Below are 16,361 nucleotides of genomic sequence, written 5' to 3' on the forward strand. Positions count from 1 at the left end.
CCATCGCCCGGAACGCCGTTGAGCCGAGCGGACGACGTTCGGTGAAGTCCTGGGCGGGGGCGGAGCCGGCCTAATCTCAATGGCCCCAAAAAGATCATCCGGTGGGAGACCGCCCCCTGAGGAACGGCGTTTACTATAGGGTGCACACGTCCTGGGGAAAATCGCCTATCTTCGGTAAAGGCATCACCCTTTTTAGGTAGGAGCAAAAATATCATCTTGACCACGGGCTTTGCTTGCCATCGGTGAGCTGTTTTTACCCGTGCTAGAATCAGGAAGAAGATCCAAGGGGCGTCGCGAACGGCGTCGGTGCGGTATACGAGGGGGCGGAACTATGGCGGGTAGGGCAATACCCAGCTGGGCTGCGGGCGATCAATCGCCGGCGCCATTTGCGCTGCGCCCGGTTCATGGCGCCCTGGCGGCGTTCGTCTTGACGCTGCCAGCCTATACCCCGACGCTTTCCTACTTCTCCGAGGCTCCTCAGGCATCGGCCCTCAGCGATGCCTTTCTCTTCGCCCTGCTGCTTGGGGCGCTTCTTGTCGCCGTTCTTATGACCGTCCGGGGGCTGCAAACGTCTCCCCAGGTTCGCGGGGACGGAATTCTGTCACGCGTGGCGGTGGCAGCCTATGTGGTCGGAATCGCGCTGTTTCTGGTGCTGCTGTTCCAGGGGCAGCCGGTCCCTCTGCTTGCCATCCTGGCAGGTTTTGTTGCGGGTGCCGCTTTGCCGATGTTGGTGACAACTTGGGCTCGCATGGTGGCTGTGCCGATGGATCGGGCGCTTTTGCTTTGCGGCTTTGTCGGTGTGGTTGTTTCGTTTCTGGGGTGGGTACTTTCGCTGCTGCCGGTGCATCTGCTGGCGCCGGTGTACGGCGTGCTCGTGCTGGCGGGCGTGGTACCGCTCTGGGTTGGTGCTCGGGCGCCAGGGATAGACGCCGGGTCTCCTGAGGCCGCTCCCCGGGGAGCCTTGCGCAACCTGCTTTCAGTGACGTGGTTGCCTTTGCTGGGGCTGGCAGTTTTCGCGTTCATGACGACGGTGATGGCACACAGTGCGTTCGGCGTGGTACGGGCCACGTTTTTGAGCGGCGTACTTGCCGCCGTGGTCGTGTTCGGCGTCTGCTTCCTGTGGGGGCGCAAGCCGCTGCTGCCCTGGTGCTACCGCGTGCTTGTTCCTTTGCTGGGGGCAGTGTTCGTGGTGCTGGGCGCCTTCCCCGCTGGCACGTTCCCGCGCGAGGTGTCCGTGGTGGCGCTGTATCTGTTCTACCTGGTGCTGGCTATGCTGGGATGCGCTTTGTTTCTGGCGGTGGTACACGCCCGCGAGTTGTCGGCGCGCGTTGCCTTGGGCTTCGGCGTCGGCGTGGTAGCGCTGGCGGCGTTGGTGGGGTGCATCCTTTCCCAGGTGCTTCAGGTTACGGCCGATTTCTCGCCGTGGCTCACCGTCCTTACCGGCGCGTTCATTGCCGTGCTGCTGGTGTTTTTGGGACGCACGGCGTGGGACGAGCTGGGTGAATTGCAAGAGGCGCGGGCTGCCGCGGCGGTGGCAGAGGTTGTTCCGGAAAGGACGCCCCTTGCCGACAGCATTCTGGTCGATTTACCCGTGCGGGTGCCTCTCGAGGCGCGCTGTGCCGCCCTGGCCGAGCGGTTCGGTCTGTCCCCGCGCGAGGCGGAAATCCTTGGGTACCTGGCGCGCGGTTTCTCTCCTACCTACATTGCCAAGGACCTGGTGCTTTCCGTGAGCACCGTGCGCACTCACGTGCGGAACATTTATCGCAAGCTGGGCATCGGCAAGCGCGAAGAGCTCATCCACCTGGTGGACGAGGAGTAGGGAAACGACTCCCTTAAACCACGGTGATGCCAGGGCTGCTGGCTTTTCCAGCGGCAGTTTTTGCCGCGCTTGCTGGCAAGTAGGAGTAGGCCCACTGATCTTCTCGTGCACAATGGGGCCATGAAAAAGACAGGGATCAGGCCAGCGGTCATTGACTTCATTCGGGATGCCGCCCGCGTCTACGGGCTGCGGCGAGCTGCGCGAATGACTGCCTGCTAGCTGCGGGGCTCATTAAGCTTCTTCCACGAGCTTCTCGTACTTCTCGAACAAATCGGGGAACGTGCGCTTAAGGCTGACGGGCTTGAAGGTTTCGCGCTCTACCACACAGACGGTGACCAGAGCATCCACCAGCGGGGTGGCGCCTTCGCGCAGCAGCGGCTCGCCGGCCTCGTCGGTGCCTGCGGCATCTTCCGCGCGGAACACCTGTTGGCGGTAGACCGTGCGCATGGGCAGGTTCTTCGCCACCGAGGTGCGCACGAAGCCCGCTTCGCCGTAGCGCAGCGGCGCTTTGTAGGTGATGTCGATGTGGTAGATGGGGCTCATGTAGCCCGCCTGCTCGATGCGCTCGTTGTAAGAGAAATCGGCGGCGTTCAGGTAGTCGATGCGCGCGTCCTCGAAGTACAGCAGATAGTTGGCGTGGTACACCACCCCCATCATATCGGTCTCGCCGTATCGGACGGTAATGGGGGTGTGCACATGCATAGCCACGCTCGCTTTCCTCGCTTGGTATTTGCTTCCGATTATAGCGAAGCATTCCCCGTACATGAGATTTGGTCTCAAATTGACGGTTTAGCAGGAAAGCAGGCCCATTCACCTCTGTTCTACTACAAGTAGATCCAGCAGTTCCTGCCGTGTGTTGATGCCCACCTTCTCGTAAATGTGTCGCGTGTGGGCTTTCGCTGTACCCTCGGCGATGACCAGCTCCTGGGCCACGCCGGAAAGCGACTTGCCGCGGGCCAACAGCTCAAGCACCTCGGTTTCACGCGCAGTGAGATGGCGTTCTTCGGCGAGCTCAGCGCAGCGGCGGGTGAGGCGCGTGCGCTCGGTTTCCTCGGGTGGCCGCTTGCCCAGGAAGACAATGCCCCAGCGTTCCCCAATTTCCCGTTCGTTGAGCACGAGCGCAGCAACAACGGCAATGAGAACGACAAGAATGACGGCTCCGACGGCCGGTCCCGCTTCTCCTAAAATGCCCGTGTTGCTGAGGAGCCGCGCTTCGGTGTTTCCCACCCAGCTCAGCATCACTAAAGCCTCTTCGATACCGAAAAGCAGCAGGGCGCTGACGCCGAAGCGCTTGCAAATATCGCAGAAGAACAAGAAGACGAGGGCGCCGAAGAGCGTGGAGCCGAAGACCACCAGAAAGCTGCCGACGGCCGTGCCGCCCAGGCCAAAGAGCGGAGGCAGCAGCATGCCGAAGCAGATGAGGATGATGGGAGTGCGGTAGAGCGTCGAGAGAGGGAAGCGGTCCGAGAAGTACCACACCCAGACGAACAAAACGAGCGCGGCGGCCAAGGTGGTAAGGGTGGAATGAGGGCCGATGACGCCGCCCAGCGCCGGATCGATCTGCGCGACGCAATAGCCCGAGGCGACATCGAAAAGAGCAAGAACCAGGAAGAACTTCCAGGGCACAAGGCGCCGAGCAGCATGCTGGGGCCGCTCGGCGTCAGGTATGTAACGTCCGTAGGCACGATGGGCCAGGGCAGCGGAAAGCAGCGGCAGGGCAACAAGCGCTCCATAAAGGTACCCATCACGGAAGCCCTCCAAAAGATAGGTGAGGGCCACGCCTCCCATGAAGCTGAGGGCGTAGTAGAGTGCAGCGCGTATGGGGTTCAAGCAGCTGTAGATCTCGCACCAAAGAAGGATGAGCAATGCCGATCCGGCGCCTGCGGCAACGGCGGCAGGAAGTGCCAGAGTCTGCGCCAGCGCCGGGTTGTCGAGCGCGATCACATTGGCGGCGCTTGAAAGTCCGAGCAAGAGCGCGATGGCGGGATAGGTGGCGCGCCGCCCCGCAAGAGGAGCAATCTGTTTCGAGAGAAGAGCAATGGCCAAAGCGAAGATGGCGAGGAACACGTCGTAGAGAAAGTGCCCCACCGCTTCGTTGACGGGAAGGGGCAGAGGGGGATTGGCGTAGGACAGGGACACCCATGCGCGCCACAAGGCAAACCCAAGAAAGGCGAGGGGCATATCAAGGAGAATCGAAAGAGACTTTCCCTCGGTGGGGGTGCTCTGCAACACGGGCACTCCTTTGGATGCGAACGGGCGGTCATGGCGGTGAAGGCTTGGCGGCAGGGGGAGAGCGGTCCAGGGCTTTCTCCGCCAGTTTCGGCGTTGTCAATTATACAAGCCTCAGTACGTCTCAAGAAATACCAGATAAAGGGGGTGTTTAGGAAGGGTGTTTATAAAGATAAACAGCGAATTTCTCCGGCGGTCGATGTGCCGAGAGCAGCCAGCGACCTAAAGTGGGTCCCGCAAAAGCCGCCGAGCTGGATGCAGGAAGGCCGGCAGGCGCTGGGTACGAACACTTGGTGCCGAGGCGGCGTAGGGAGAGATAAGAGGAGGGTTCCCATGAACACCATCGAAGCCAACCAGGGTATCAGCCGTCGCGGTCTTTTTAAGTTGGGCGGACTTACCGCTGCCACCATGGCCGGCGCTTCGCTTCTCAGCGGATGCGGCCAGCCGCGTCAGGCCGGCACCCCCACCGCCGAGACCGGAGCAGCCGTCTCCGATGGCACGCCGAGCTTCTTGGTCGCGCCCGAGCCTATTGCCAACCCTGATGAAACCCGTGAGTTCGAGGTTGTCGTCGTAGGCGCCGGCGTTTCAGGTATGGCCGCTGCCATGTCCGCGGCTGAGGCGGGTGCCAAGACGGCTTGCGTTCAGCGTGAGATTGCGCCGTCGTCCCAGGGCAATATGGCGGCCTCGGTGGACTTGGAGCAGACGAGCGAAGCGGCCAAGCAGGCGCTGATCAGCTACCTCATCACGTTGGGCCAGCATCGCAGCAATCGCGCTCTGCTCGAGGTGTGGGCCGATAACTCCTACGAGGCCCTTGCCTGGTTCAAGGAGGCAGCGGCCAAGGGCGGCGTAGAGGTGAATCCCGACGAGCCTCAGGCTGATCGCGTGCTCGACATCAACGGGTATAAGGTGTACCTGCATGCCAACACCTATTTCGGCATCGGCCACGATGAGGTGGTGAAGGCCATCGAGCCCACGGCCACGGCCGCTGGCGTTGAGTTTTTCTTCGAGTGCCCTGCTGTGCAGCTGGTCACCGATGAGGGCGGTCGCGTGACGGGCGTGGTGTGCGAAGAGGGTGGCAAGAACGTGCTCTTCAACGCTTCCAAGGGCGTTATTCTGGCTACGGGCGACTACCAGTGCGACGAGGAGATGGTGGCCTACTACTGTCCCGATATCGTCGGCTTCCCGCCGTGCCAGATCAACCGTACCGGCGACGGCCACAAGATGGGCGTATGGGCTGGCGGCGAAATCGAGCCGACCACGCATACGAAGATGATTCACGATGCCCGCGTCGGCCGCGTCGACACGCCGCATCTGCTGGTGAACACCAAGGGTGAGCGCTTCATGTGCGAAGGCCCCATGCAGGGTTACCTGAACAATTACGTGCGCGAAGTTATCCACGAGACGGGGGACCCCACGGCGGGCAACCTCTATACCGTGGTGGATGCGAAATGGCAGGAGCAGATTGTCGAGTGGAAGGCCCTCGATCCCGAGATCGACGCATCGAACTGCAAGTGGTACTACGAGGGCAACACCATCGAGGAGGCTTGCGCCGCCATGGCCGCTGATACTGAATCGGGCGGCTATACGCTGGATCCTGCTGCGGTGCAGGCGACGGTGGATCGCTATAACGAACTGTGCGCCAAGGGAGCCGATGACGACTTCGGCAAGAACCCCGTGTTCATGCGCGCCCTCGAGAATCCGCCGTTCATCATTGTGCCCCACGAGTTCGGTTTTGGCCTATCGGCCATCATCGGCGGCCTGTTGGTCAATGCCGACAACCAGGTGCTGAAGGCGGAGGAGCACACGCCCATCGAGGGTCTCTTCGCCGTGGGCAATGTGTCCGGCTGCTTCTACGGCGGCGTTGACTACCCCATGGACGTCCTGGGCCTCTCCATTGGCCGTGCCATCACGGGCGGCTATGTAGCTGGCAAGCACGTGGCAAGCTTGTAGGCGCTCATGCGGCAAGCAGGCGCGTGGCGGCGAAGTGCTGCTGTGCCGAGGGCTTGCAAATGTTGGCAAAGCCGGGGGTTTGTGCGCGTTGAGCGCTGGAGGAGCCGTAGGGCCTTTCGCCTCAGGAGCCTAAGGGATCAGCTCACGAGGCGGGAAGAGCTCCGCAGGAAAAGCCTCACAGGAAGAACCCCACGCCTATTTAACCCTCCCTCTGCGAAGGCCCGCTTATGCGGGCCTTCGCTGGTGCCTGAGGGAAAGCGACAGACCGCTGACGCTAATCCAAATGGAACAGCACGGGCAGGTCGACGCTGACGGGGGAGTTGTCCTCGTTGGTTTCCATGATGTCGGCCATGAAGTCCCACCACTTGCGATTGATGGCGGTGTCGGCGCCGGCGGCCCACTTCTCGGGGTCGTCAATTTCGATGTAGCCGAACAGCGTGAGGGTGTCCGGATCGAGCGCGATGGTGTAGTTACGGCCGCCGTGCTCGTGGATCATGTCGATCATCTCGGGCCACAGCTCATTGTGGCGCCGCTCGTACTCTTCCTCCATGCCAGGGTAGAGCTTCATCTTGAATGTCTTGATCATGGGTCCTCCTCGGGGCATCAGCTCGGGTTCGCTTAGTGGCTGCGCTCATTATAGAGAGCGAGCCCTGCTCGGGAGCTGTCGCGTCACATTTGGCACGGGCTTGAAATTCTCCCGTGCCTCTCGCAGGGCAACGTTCCTTGCGTAATGAGATTCTCGAAAAATGGTCTGAAAAGTGCGGTTTAGCAGGAACAGCGCAACAGCTTCCGTTAGTGACCTGCGGAAACAGCGCTCGCGCTTCAGGAGGTGGGGTAGGTTTGGCCTGGAATGCGCGGTTTAGCATGCTAAACCGCGCATTCCAGGCCATTTTTCGAGAATGGAGTTTGCCTTACTGATTGCTTGGCACTGTGTTTTGTCTGGCTCTAGATACTGCCAAGTTGTTTGCAGAAGAAGGATCGCACGCTGTGCTCTTGCTAGGTTTTCGTGCGCTGCGTCTCCGCTCGCTTTTCGTGCGCTGTGTCCCAGCGAGACCCTCGTGTACGGCGCCCTCGCTAGACTCTCGCGAGCTGTGCCATAATGAGGCCCTCATGCGCTACTCTCTGGCTCGGCTCTTGCGTGTTGCGATCCCGCCCGTTGCTCGCGTGTCAATTGGCTCCACGCATCCAGGTGCTGTTGAGATAACCGTCGAGGTTCCAGCCCAAGCTGAAGAGTAACTGCTGGTTGTGAGCGAAGGACGTGCTCTTTGGATTGAGGCGGCGTCCTCTGCGCTGGGCTGCCTGCTCGGCAATGTGATGCATGGCTTGCGGGCTGGCCAGCTGCTTTGTGGTGACCGTTATCACCTTGAACCCTTTAGCCTCAAGGGCCAGACGTTTGGTGGCATCCCGAGAGATCTGCTGAGGGGTAAGGTGCTCGGCGTTTGAGTCGTACTCGATGACCAATTTGGACTCACGATGGAGCAGATCGGGTACGAGAGATCCCCGATCGGTCATGGTCTGGGTCTTGTGTCCCGAAGCGAGACGCTGGTTCGCCTGAAAGCCAGCCAGTTGAAAGCCGCCGAGTCGATAGGGGAGTTCGAGCACCATGGAGAGGAAGGATTCTGGTGGAGAGGCGGTTCTTTCGCTCAAGAACGGAAGTGTTTTCCGGGCTGCTTTTACGCCGGGAAGCCCCGCGTTTTTCTCGATGAAGTTTGCCAGTTTACGAGTTGTGGTGAGAGGCTGACGACTCTCCAGGCTCCCTCGCTGCAGTGGGTCTATGAAGAAGAGGCTGCACAAGGCATTGCCTGCTCGCACGAGCTCGTGAAGGGACATGCTTCGGGCAAGCTGTACAAAGCAAAGTTCGGGGCAAGCGATAAAGACCCCGCTTGCAATAAGCAGGAAAGGTTTGCCCGGCAGCGCGAATGTGCATGCGTGCGCGCGGACGCCCTCGATGGGCCAAGCGGTGCGTGTGGGGACGAGCAGCTCGTAGGGCTGGGGTATCTGTGGCAGTGTTTCGGCAAGATACTCTGCCAGTTGCAGCGTTGGGGCGCAGTCTTTGAGGGCGGACCGATCGACGCGCGAAAGACTGCCAACGTCCCATGGAAACGTCAGCCAGAATGAAAACGCCGATGTGCCGTAAAGGAAAGCTCTCATGAAGGGAGTGTAAGCGAGAATTTAGGAATGCGAGGAGGTTATTTGGGAGTTCACCATATTCCCCGAGAGTTGTGCGTGGCCTAGCTAGTTTCTGCTCTAGCAATTGGTGGGCTAGCCAGGGCGTTTGCAAAATTGTTCTGAAAAGTACGGTTTAGCAGGAGCGCTTGGGTTTTTCGTTTACAGACGAACTTTTGACCAGGGGCTATGCGGGGTGGCTACTCTCGCGCACGAAGAGGCGTTCTGAAATTGACGGTTTATCATGAGAAACCGTCAATTTCGGGTCAATTTTGCTGCAGGGTGCATGGGGCATGACGTTTTGTGCGGGGGCTTGGTCGTGGGGCGGGCGTGGGTGCGGGGCAGCTGTGGGGTGGATGTGAGCGGCGATGGGCCAAGGTTAATAGCAGCTCGGGGAGATGGCGGCTGAGGAAGCAGCCTCATGCATGATGATGCAAGACGCGCGTCGTGACGTGTGATAAGAGGAGCCGCGACCTTGAACAGACTCCCACTTCTTGGACAAAAGAAACAGGAGGCAGTCCAAAATGGTCGTGGCTCTTTTGGCGAAAGCTTGTAAGACGCTTAGTTCTTCAGCGAGTTCAAAGGTGCGGGCATGCGGCCGCCGCGGTGGGCGAAGACGGTGCCGGCGTAGGGGTTTACGGGCATGACCGGGGCGTAGCCGAGCAGGCCGCCGAAGTCGAGCTGGTCGCCTACCGACTTGCCGATAGCGGGAATGAGGCGCACGGCGGTGGTCTTGCAGTTGATCATGCCGATGGCGCATTCGTCGGCGATGATGCCGAAGATGGCTTCCTGGGTGGTGTCGCCCGGCACGGCGATCATGTCGAGGCCCACGGAGCACACGCAGGTCATGGCCTCCAGTTTCTCGATGGACAGCGCACCGTCCTCGGCTGCGCGAATCATGCCGGCGTCCTCGGAGACGGGAATGAAGGCGCCGGACAGGCCGCCCACGCTGGAGCTTGCCATAACGCCGCCCTTTTTCACGGCGTCGTTCAACATGGCCAGGGCCGCTGTGGTGCCGGGGCCGCCGCACTGGCCTACGCCAATGGCCTCGAGGATTTCGGCCACGGAATCACCCTCGGCCGGGGTGGGGGCCAACGACAGGTCCAGGATGCCCTTCTGCACGCCCAAGCGGCGCGACGCCTCGCGGGCCATGAGCTCGCCGGCGCGGGTGATCTTGAAGGCGGTGGCCTTGATGGCCTCGGCCACGGTGGTGAGGTCGGCCTCCTTCGGCAGGTCGGCCAGGACGGCGCGCACCACACCGGGGCCCGATACGCCCACGTTCACCACTTCGTCGGCCTCGCCCGAACCGTGGAAAGCGCCGGCCATGAAGGGGTTGTCCTCCACGGCGTTGCAGAACACTACCAGCTTGCCGGCGCCGATGCACTGGCGGTCGGCGGTCAGCTCGGCGGCGCGCTTGATGATGCCGGCCATCTTGAAAGCGGCATCCATGTTGATGCCGGCGCGGGTGGAGCCCACGTTCACCGAAGCGCACACGCGCTCGGTGGTAGCCAGGGCCTCGGGGATGGAGTCCATGAGCTTGTGGTCGGCGCGGGTGGCTCCCTTGTGCACGAGCGCCGAGAAGCCGCCCACGAAGTCGACGCCCACCTCGGCGCCGGCGCGGTCCATGGCGCGGGCGATGGGGGAGAGGTCGTCGGCGGTGACGGCGGCGCAGATTTCCGCGATGGGGGTGACCGAGATGCGCTTGTTCACAATGGGAATGCCGAATTCGCGCTCCAGCTGCTCGGCCGTGGGTACCAGCTTCTCGGCGGCCGAGGTCATGCGGTCGTAGACCTTGGTGGCCAGTGCGTCCACGTCGGCGTCGACGCAACCGCGCAAATTGATGCCCAGGGTGATGGTGCGGATGTCCAGGTTCTGTTTGGACACCATGGCCAGCGTTTCGGCAATTTCAGCAGGGGTGATCTGCATGGGAGCTCCTTCGGTTCCGCGTCTGCTGCGCCCGATGCGCAGGCCGTCAATGAGGTTGCCGAACAGTCTAGCAAATCTGAAAAGCGGACGGGGGTGCGCCTGTGTCAAGGGCGCTTCGGGGGCCGTGAGCAGTCGTCCTTGCAGGCGCCTTATGTCTCGGACGGATGACTAGGCACCCGTTTCGTCCGTGGGCTCCTCATCCGTGCCGCTCTCTGCCTTCGCCTCCGCTTCGGCGGCGGCTTGGGCGGTCTCCTCCTTGGCGGCGAACTCTTCCAGCGCTGCCAGGAACTCGTCGGCCTCGGGGGCGTAGCTCAGGTCTTCAGGATGCGGAAGGGTACCGGCGGCTAAGGGGCCCAAGGGGCCGCCGAAACAGTCATCCCAATAGGCACGACCCAGCTGCGAGGCGGGCACCTCCGGGTCAAGCTCGAAGGCCTCGCACACCCAGCGCGGAATGGGCGTCAGGTTCATGAGTCCGAACAAGAGCAGCAGACTGAGGAAGGTGCCGATTGCCTGCACGTTCTGGCGGCGCTTCACGGCGCGGTCCACAGCGTTGGTTTCGGGGGCAATTCTCACGGCCTACCTCCGGAAGATCGAGAAGACGAAGTAGATGACCAGCAGGACAAACGCGATGAAGCCCAGGGCCACGGCCAGATAGGGGATCACGCAGGCAATGGTCAGCAGGCAGAGTGTGACCATGGTGGGGTGTTCGCGCCGCAAAAAAGCAATGATGCCGAAGGACGCCGCGGCCAGGCCGCAGTAGGCGATGCCCCAGGACAACTGGTTCTCCAGAAACTCGAAGGAGAACTCGCTGGCAATATCGCTCCAGCTGTCGTAGCCGAGCCCCGCGGTGGTCACCAAGGTGATGCAGACGGCGGCCAGGGCGGCGCCGCCCCAGAAGAGCAGCTTCGTCAGGCGGGTGGACGTGGCGCGCGGGTGGCGCCGGGCGCGGGTCTTGGCAATGAACACGCTGGTGTCGCGCACGACGGGCACCGCGCCCTCCTCGGTGCCGGTAATCCAGCCCTCGGCCTCGCCGTCGCCGTCGGCAATGCGGAGTGCCTCCTTTCGCAGGGCGGTGGCGCGGCGACGGGTGCGTCCCTTGGTCTGCACGCCCTGGATGGCGAAGACGGCCTCGGCCAGTTTGGGCGCCAGCACGGAGGCCGCGGCCGCCAAAAAGCCCAGCAGTGCCAGGCCGGTGAAGGTGGCTGTGGGAATAGCTGAGATATCCAGCAGCGCATCGGGATAGACCGAGCCGGCGCCCATGCCGGTGGGCGACACCAGCACGGTGGAAGCCGTGGCCAACGGGTCTCCCGCATGGGTCACGCCGGATTTCCAGGTGCCGAAGGTGAAGCGGGGGACGAAGCAGCACACGAACAGGACAAAGGCCAGGGCGGCGGCCAGCCGCGCGAAAAAGGCCGGCTTGGAAACCCCGTCGATGGGCGCTCCCTTGCGCTCGGCATCGGCCAGGGCGTCCACTTCGGTGGCCGCGTTCTCGAGGGCGGTTTTGGCGTCCTGGGCCAAGTCCCAGCTGCGATGGCCCCAGTTTGCCGCCTTGGCGCGGGCGACGGCTGCGGAATCGGCGGCCGAAGCCTCCATGAGTGCGCCGATAAAGCCTCGCGGTACGGGGCGGTCGAACAGCTCGCTGGAGAAATAGGCGGCGGCTGTGGCGGGTACGACGGTCTCATGGTCGCGCACGATGCCGAACCGGTGGAGGTGGGGGCTCGCCTCGCAATGGCTCTCCAGGGCTTCGGCGGCCTCGACCAGGGTGGCGCGCGCCTCGGCCGCTTCGGCCAAGGGCGCGGCGGGGTCGAGTGTCACGGCGCCCACGGCGCGCACCAGGCGCTCGCCCGCGGGGGTGCGCCCCTGGTAGAGCCGTAGGTTTTCCTGTACCCACACGGCCCAGCCGGCGCTGTCGTAGCGGAAGGCGAAGGTGCGCACGGCGCCCGCGTCATCGGTGGTGGCTTCCAGTACGGCCAGGGTGCGGTCGACGCGATCGGCCAAGGGAGCCTCGTCGTGGGTGCGCAGCCACGCAAGGGCCGTGTTCGCCACTTCCGGGAAGCCGGCCACGGCCACGACGCCCAGCACGTCGCGCAGGGCATCTTCGTCGCCTACGATGCGATAGAAGCCCAGGGGCGTGGCGGCTATGCGGGTGAACAGCGCGCCCACGGCGGCCCGTCCCGGCACCAGGGCCTCGCCCTTCCAGAACACCACCTCGCGGGCCGGATCGATCAGGGCCAAGGCGCGGGAGAGCCCCAAATCCTCGTTGCCGTCCAGAGCGTCGGGCAGGGTGTCCGGTTCCTTATCGGTCAGATCGTTCAAGGCCACGGCCAGGTCGGTTTCGCCCAGTTTGCGGAAGTAGTCCTCCAAGCCGTGGGTGTACAGGTGCCGTTTGGCTTTCTCCCAGTTCTGGGCCAGAGCCGTCACCAAGGCGGCACGGCTTTCGTAGACCGTGCCTTCGAACTGGTAGCCCGCGGGCCCGGCCATGGCGGCGGCATCCAGTGGGTCACGGTAGGTGAAGGCGGCAGGATTGGCCAGCCAGCGCTGGATGTCCTCATAGCCCAGGCGTCCCTTGGCGTGGGCGTAGGTCAGGCCGTAGATGAGCGCGCCAAGGCTCTCGTGCTCGGGGGCGCGGGCGGCGAAGGCCACGGGACGGCCGCCGGCCAACACGGCGGACAGGTCGTCGCCGTCGATGAGCGTCTGATGAGGGTGGCGGCCGCCGTTGTACAGCGTCCAGATGGTGTAGCCCAGGGCGTACCAGTCGTTCTCGCGCTGCACCACCGAGGAGTGGGGCGAGTAGCCGGGGGTGCGGCGGTCCACCTTGGTGGCGCCGGTGTCGCGGCCCTCTTCCAGTACCGACGAGATGCCGAAATCGCCCAGCACCACGGCGTCTCCCAGGGTGTAGAGGTTCTTCGGCTTCACGTCGCGGTGCACAATGCCGCGCTCGTGTAAAAGGTGCAGGGCGCTGGCCGTTTGGGGAATGACGCGGTCGCGCAAATCCTCGTAGGTGATGTCCGCGGCGTGGGAGAAGCGGTCGACGCACAGCGGCATGACGGCCACATCGTAGGTGGTCTCGCCGAGCCCCGGCACCGTGTCGCGCACCTGGCCCGTGGCGTAGAGCGGCATGAGATGTGTTTCCTCGAAATGGCGCTCGCCTAAGGGGTGCTCGGTCATGAGCGAGCGCAGGTAGGCCAGCACCGTACGCCGGGCCATGCGGTCGCGCACGGCGTGGGGCTGGAAGGCAATCTTCGCCGCATAGATGCGGCCGTCCTCGTCGGTGGCCCGCACCACGGTGCCCTGGCCGCCGGCGCCGATGACGTCGGCTGTGTGCAGGGTGAAGGCGCGATCGCCGTCGCCGGTGAAGGGCAGGTCGTCGCCTGACAGCAGCGGGGCGGTACTGTCCAAGTCCACCACCGTGGGCTCGGCGTCCACGATGGTGGGCGCCACGGCGCGGCGCGGCTCGCGGGATATGCGATCGCTAGCAGCCATGGGGGCCTTCCGACGTCGGCTGGACGGGGGCGACAGGTTCGGCATCGTCGTGCGGGGCCGGCTGTGGCGTCCCCGTTGCGGCCGCCTGCGGTGTCAAGCGCCCCGTGGCGGCGGCTCCGCCCACGAAAGGCGCGCGCCCGCTGTCGGGGTTGGCGCGGCTGAACGTCAGGCCCGCGCTGTCTACCCGCACCTCCACGGCTTCGCCCGCTTGTACGTTGGCGTCGAAGATGAAGGAGGCTAGGGGGTTCAGGTAGGCGTTCTCCACCAGGTTGCCGATGCCGCGGCCGCCGTTCTCGCGCACGGCCGGCGCCAGGGCCTGCTCGGCCAGCCACTGCACGGCAGCGTCGGAGGGCGCCACGGTGATGCCGCAGCGCGTGCGCACGTTGCGGTTGATCTTCCCCAGCTGGGCGTCAAGGATCAGGCGCGAGGCCTCGGGGGAGATGTAGTCGAACACCACGATGTTGTCACCGATGCGGTTGAGCACTTCGGGCTTGAAGTGCGTGGCCATGGCGGCCTCTACTTTCGCCTGGATGGCGTCGTAGGGCTCGCCCGGCTCCACGATGTTGCGGCGGCCGATGATGCGCCCATGCTCATCGAGCACCTCTTCGGAAATGCCCACGTTGCTGGTGAAGAAGATGAGGGTTTCGCTGAAGTACACCGTCTGGCCCTGGCCGTCGGTCATGCGGCCGTCCTCCAGAATTTGCAGGAACTTGTCCATGATGGAGGGATGGGCCTTCTCCACCTCGTCGAACAGCAGCACCGAGAAGGGGTTGGCGCGCACGGCGTTGGTCAGCTGGCCGCCGGCCTCGTAGCCCACGTAGCCAGGCGGGGCGCCGAAGAGCTTCTGATCGGCGTTCTCGGCGGCGTACTCGGACATGTCGAAACGCAGGTAGCTGCGCTCGTCGCCGAACAAAAGTTCGGTAACGGCCTTCACCATCTCGGTTTTGCCCGTGCCCGTGGGGCCGGCTAGGAGCAGGACGCCCTTGGGCTTGGTGCCCGAGGAGTGCTGCATGCCGGAGAACCCGAGCACCGAGCGCTTCAGCACCGAGACGATCTTCTCGATGGCGGCCTCCTGGCCCTTCACGCGGCGGCGCAGGGCGTCGTCGGGGCGGTCGCGCAGCTTGTCGAGCATGGCGGTCCACTGGTTCTCGCGGATGCCGTACTTGTACAGGTCCACCAGCTCGGGAATGGCCGCGGGCTCGGTGCCTCCGCGGGCGTAGAGGCGGCGCAGCTCGTCGAGCTCGGCCAGCTTCATGGCGTCGGTGGTGTCGATGAACTTGCTGCGCACCTTGGCCTGGGCCGGGTCGTGCAGGTCGGGGAAGGCCACGTCGATGAAGGCCTCGCGGGCCGGCCGGTCGGGGTTGGGCAGCGAGATAACGCGCACGTCGGGGTTGCCGCGCAAAAGCCACGAGGGCAGGTCGGAGGCTTTGTTCACCACTAGCACCAGGGTGTTCACGTGGGAGCCGTCGCCGCGGATGGCGTCTTGGGCGCCGATGAGGAGGTTCATGAACACGGCGTTCTCCTCGGGGGTGAGGTCCTCGGGGCTCGAGGCCACGCGGCTGGCCAGATCGAAGACGCAGGCGATGGAGGAGGGGCTGGGGGCGGCTGGCGCGGGAGAGTTGCCGGCGGCGTTGGCCGTGGCGGCGTCTGTGGTGACCTGGGCGCTTGGTGCCGCAGGTGCCGCAGGTGCCGCGGGAGCCGTCTCGGTGTCAAGGCGCCGCGACAGGGCGGCGCGCACCAGGAGCGAGTCGTGCACCAGGCGGTTGGCGGCGAAGGGCTGTTGGCGACTGGCGGGATCGCTGGCCGGATTGAGTGCCTCGGCCTCGCGCGAGATGAGCTCCGCCTGACGCTCGGCCGCCTGAGCCAAGGCGCGGGCCTCGCCGGTGCCCGTCGGGTCGGTAATGCCGCGCAAGGGGTCGACGAACAGGAAGCGATAGGGCCGGGGGCGGTTGCCGTCAAAGCCGGCGAACAGGAGGGGAAGCACCTGGTTGAGCCCAAGGAACTGGGGTTCGGCCTGATCGGCGGCCTGCCAGGGATAGCAATCGGCCACGTTGCCTTCCAGAACGAAGATGGGCTTGATGCCGACGAAGTTGTCTAGCTCGCGTTGCCAAGTGGGTGCGGTCATGGCCGTTCCTCCTTCGGGGGCCGCCCGTGGATGCCGATGGAAAGCGCGCGGCCGTCGAACACGGCGTTTTGAATGCGCCGTGGCTTCTGCTCCTCTTCATGATAAAGGTTTTCCAGGTGGGGCGAGCGCACGATCACCCGCTGATTGGTGGATCCGCGCAGGCCGCAACGCCCATCGTTGAGGGCGGCCACGTAAGGACCGTCGATGATGACGTCAATGAGGGGTGCGAGTGCGGTGGGAAGGCGGCGGCGCAGAAGGGATCCGGCGGTCGATGGAGAGCAGCCATCGAGGCTGGTCTGCGGGGGAAGGAGGCCGATTGGCGCACCCCTTGAGGAGAGTGCCTCGTCTTCCAGCACGAATCCAGTGTACACCAGGATGTCGTCGAAGGCAGGACGTATGGCCGTCAGGACTTCGGCCAGGTCATCAGCTTGCTCCAAGGGGTCGCCGCCGGTGATGGTAAGGCGGTGGGCGCCGGTGCGGGCCGCCACGCCCAAGAGGAGTTCGGTTACGCGCTCGTTGGGAAGAGCGGCATCAGGGCGTGTCTCCCATAACTCGGGATTCGCGCAACCGGGGCAGTGCTTGGTGCAGCCGCAGGTCCACACGACGATGCGCTCGCCAGGGCCGAGGGTGGTCACCGGGTAGTAAAGGCGATCGACGAACATA

Annotated in this window: 11 protein-coding genes; 2 read left to right on the forward strand and 9 right to left on the reverse strand. The window is 63.9% G+C overall.

Annotated features, from left to right (window positions below):
- Positions 1 to 331: 331 nt before the first annotated feature.
- Positions 332 to 1,819 (forward strand): helix-turn-helix transcriptional regulator, encoded by a 1,488-nt coding sequence (locus QZ307_RS01920; protein WP_295995006.1) that lies wholly within the window; start codon positions 332 to 334, stop codon positions 1,817 to 1,819.
- A 231-nt stretch (positions 1,820 to 2,050) separates the two neighbouring features.
- On the opposite strand, the gene QZ307_RS01925 is transcribed toward QZ307_RS01920, so the two are convergent.
- Complete coding sequence (locus QZ307_RS01925) at positions 2,051 to 2,521, reverse strand: thioesterase family protein (RefSeq protein ID WP_295995097.1); 471 nt, start codon at positions 2,519 to 2,521, stop codon at positions 2,051 to 2,053.
- 108 nt (positions 2,522 to 2,629) lie between these two features.
- Entirely contained in the window at positions 2,630 to 4,051 is a 1,422-nt protein-coding gene (locus QZ307_RS01930) for a helix-turn-helix transcriptional regulator (RefSeq protein ID WP_295995009.1), read from the reverse strand.
- Positions 4,052 to 4,381: 330 nt separating this feature from the next.
- Between QZ307_RS01930 and QZ307_RS01935 the strand changes: the two genes are divergently transcribed.
- Positions 4,382 to 5,998, forward strand: a complete 1,617-nt coding sequence (locus tag QZ307_RS01935) for an FAD-dependent oxidoreductase (protein ID WP_295995012.1) — start codon at positions 4,382 to 4,384, stop codon at positions 5,996 to 5,998.
- Positions 5,999 to 6,272: 274 nt separating this feature from the next.
- Here QZ307_RS01935 and rhaM read toward each other — a convergent pair whose 3' ends face one another.
- The 7 genes from rhaM to QZ307_RS01970 all read right to left on the reverse strand — a co-directional run bounded on the left by rhaM (position 6,273) and on the right by QZ307_RS01970 (position 16,360).
- Positions 6,273 to 6,584, reverse strand: a complete 312-nt coding sequence (gene rhaM / locus QZ307_RS01940) for an L-rhamnose mutarotase (RefSeq protein ID WP_275207104.1) — start codon at positions 6,582 to 6,584, stop codon at positions 6,273 to 6,275.
- Between the two features lie 581 nt (positions 6,585 to 7,165).
- Entirely contained in the window at positions 7,166 to 8,149 is a 984-nt protein-coding gene (locus QZ307_RS01945) for a hypothetical protein (RefSeq protein WP_295995019.1), read from the reverse strand.
- A 576-nt stretch (positions 8,150 to 8,725) separates the two neighbouring features.
- A complete protein-coding gene (locus tag QZ307_RS01950; RefSeq protein ID WP_295995022.1) occupies positions 8,726 to 10,090 on the reverse strand; it encodes a PFL family protein in 1,365 nt (454 codons plus the stop codon).
- A 168-nt stretch (positions 10,091 to 10,258) separates the two neighbouring features.
- Positions 10,259 to 10,663, reverse strand: a complete 405-nt coding sequence (locus QZ307_RS01955; protein ID WP_295995026.1) for a hypothetical protein — start codon at positions 10,661 to 10,663, stop codon at positions 10,259 to 10,261.
- Between the two features lie 3 nt (positions 10,664 to 10,666).
- Positions 10,667 to 13,573, reverse strand: a complete 2,907-nt coding sequence (locus QZ307_RS01960; RefSeq protein ID WP_295995029.1) for a protein kinase family protein — start codon at positions 13,571 to 13,573, stop codon at positions 10,667 to 10,669.
- Complete coding sequence (locus QZ307_RS01965) at positions 13,563 to 15,698, reverse strand: AAA family ATPase (protein WP_295995032.1); 2,136 nt, start codon at positions 15,696 to 15,698, stop codon at positions 13,563 to 13,565. The genes QZ307_RS01960 and QZ307_RS01965 overlap by 11 nt, the downstream gene beginning before the upstream one ends.
- Positions 15,695 to 16,360 carry a 4Fe-4S single cluster domain-containing protein gene (locus tag QZ307_RS01970; protein ID WP_295995035.1) on the reverse strand — a complete coding sequence of 222 codons (666 nt, stop codon included), beginning with the start codon at positions 16,358 to 16,360 and terminating at the stop codon, positions 15,695 to 15,697. Before QZ307_RS01970 ends, QZ307_RS01965 begins: the two co-directional genes overlap by 4 nt.
- Position 16,361: the final 1 nt, after the last annotated feature.

Origin of the sequence: uncultured Adlercreutzia sp., from assembly GCA_910585575.1 — a bacterium.
Lineage (GTDB): Bacteria > Actinomycetota > Coriobacteriia > Coriobacteriales > Eggerthellaceae > Adlercreutzia.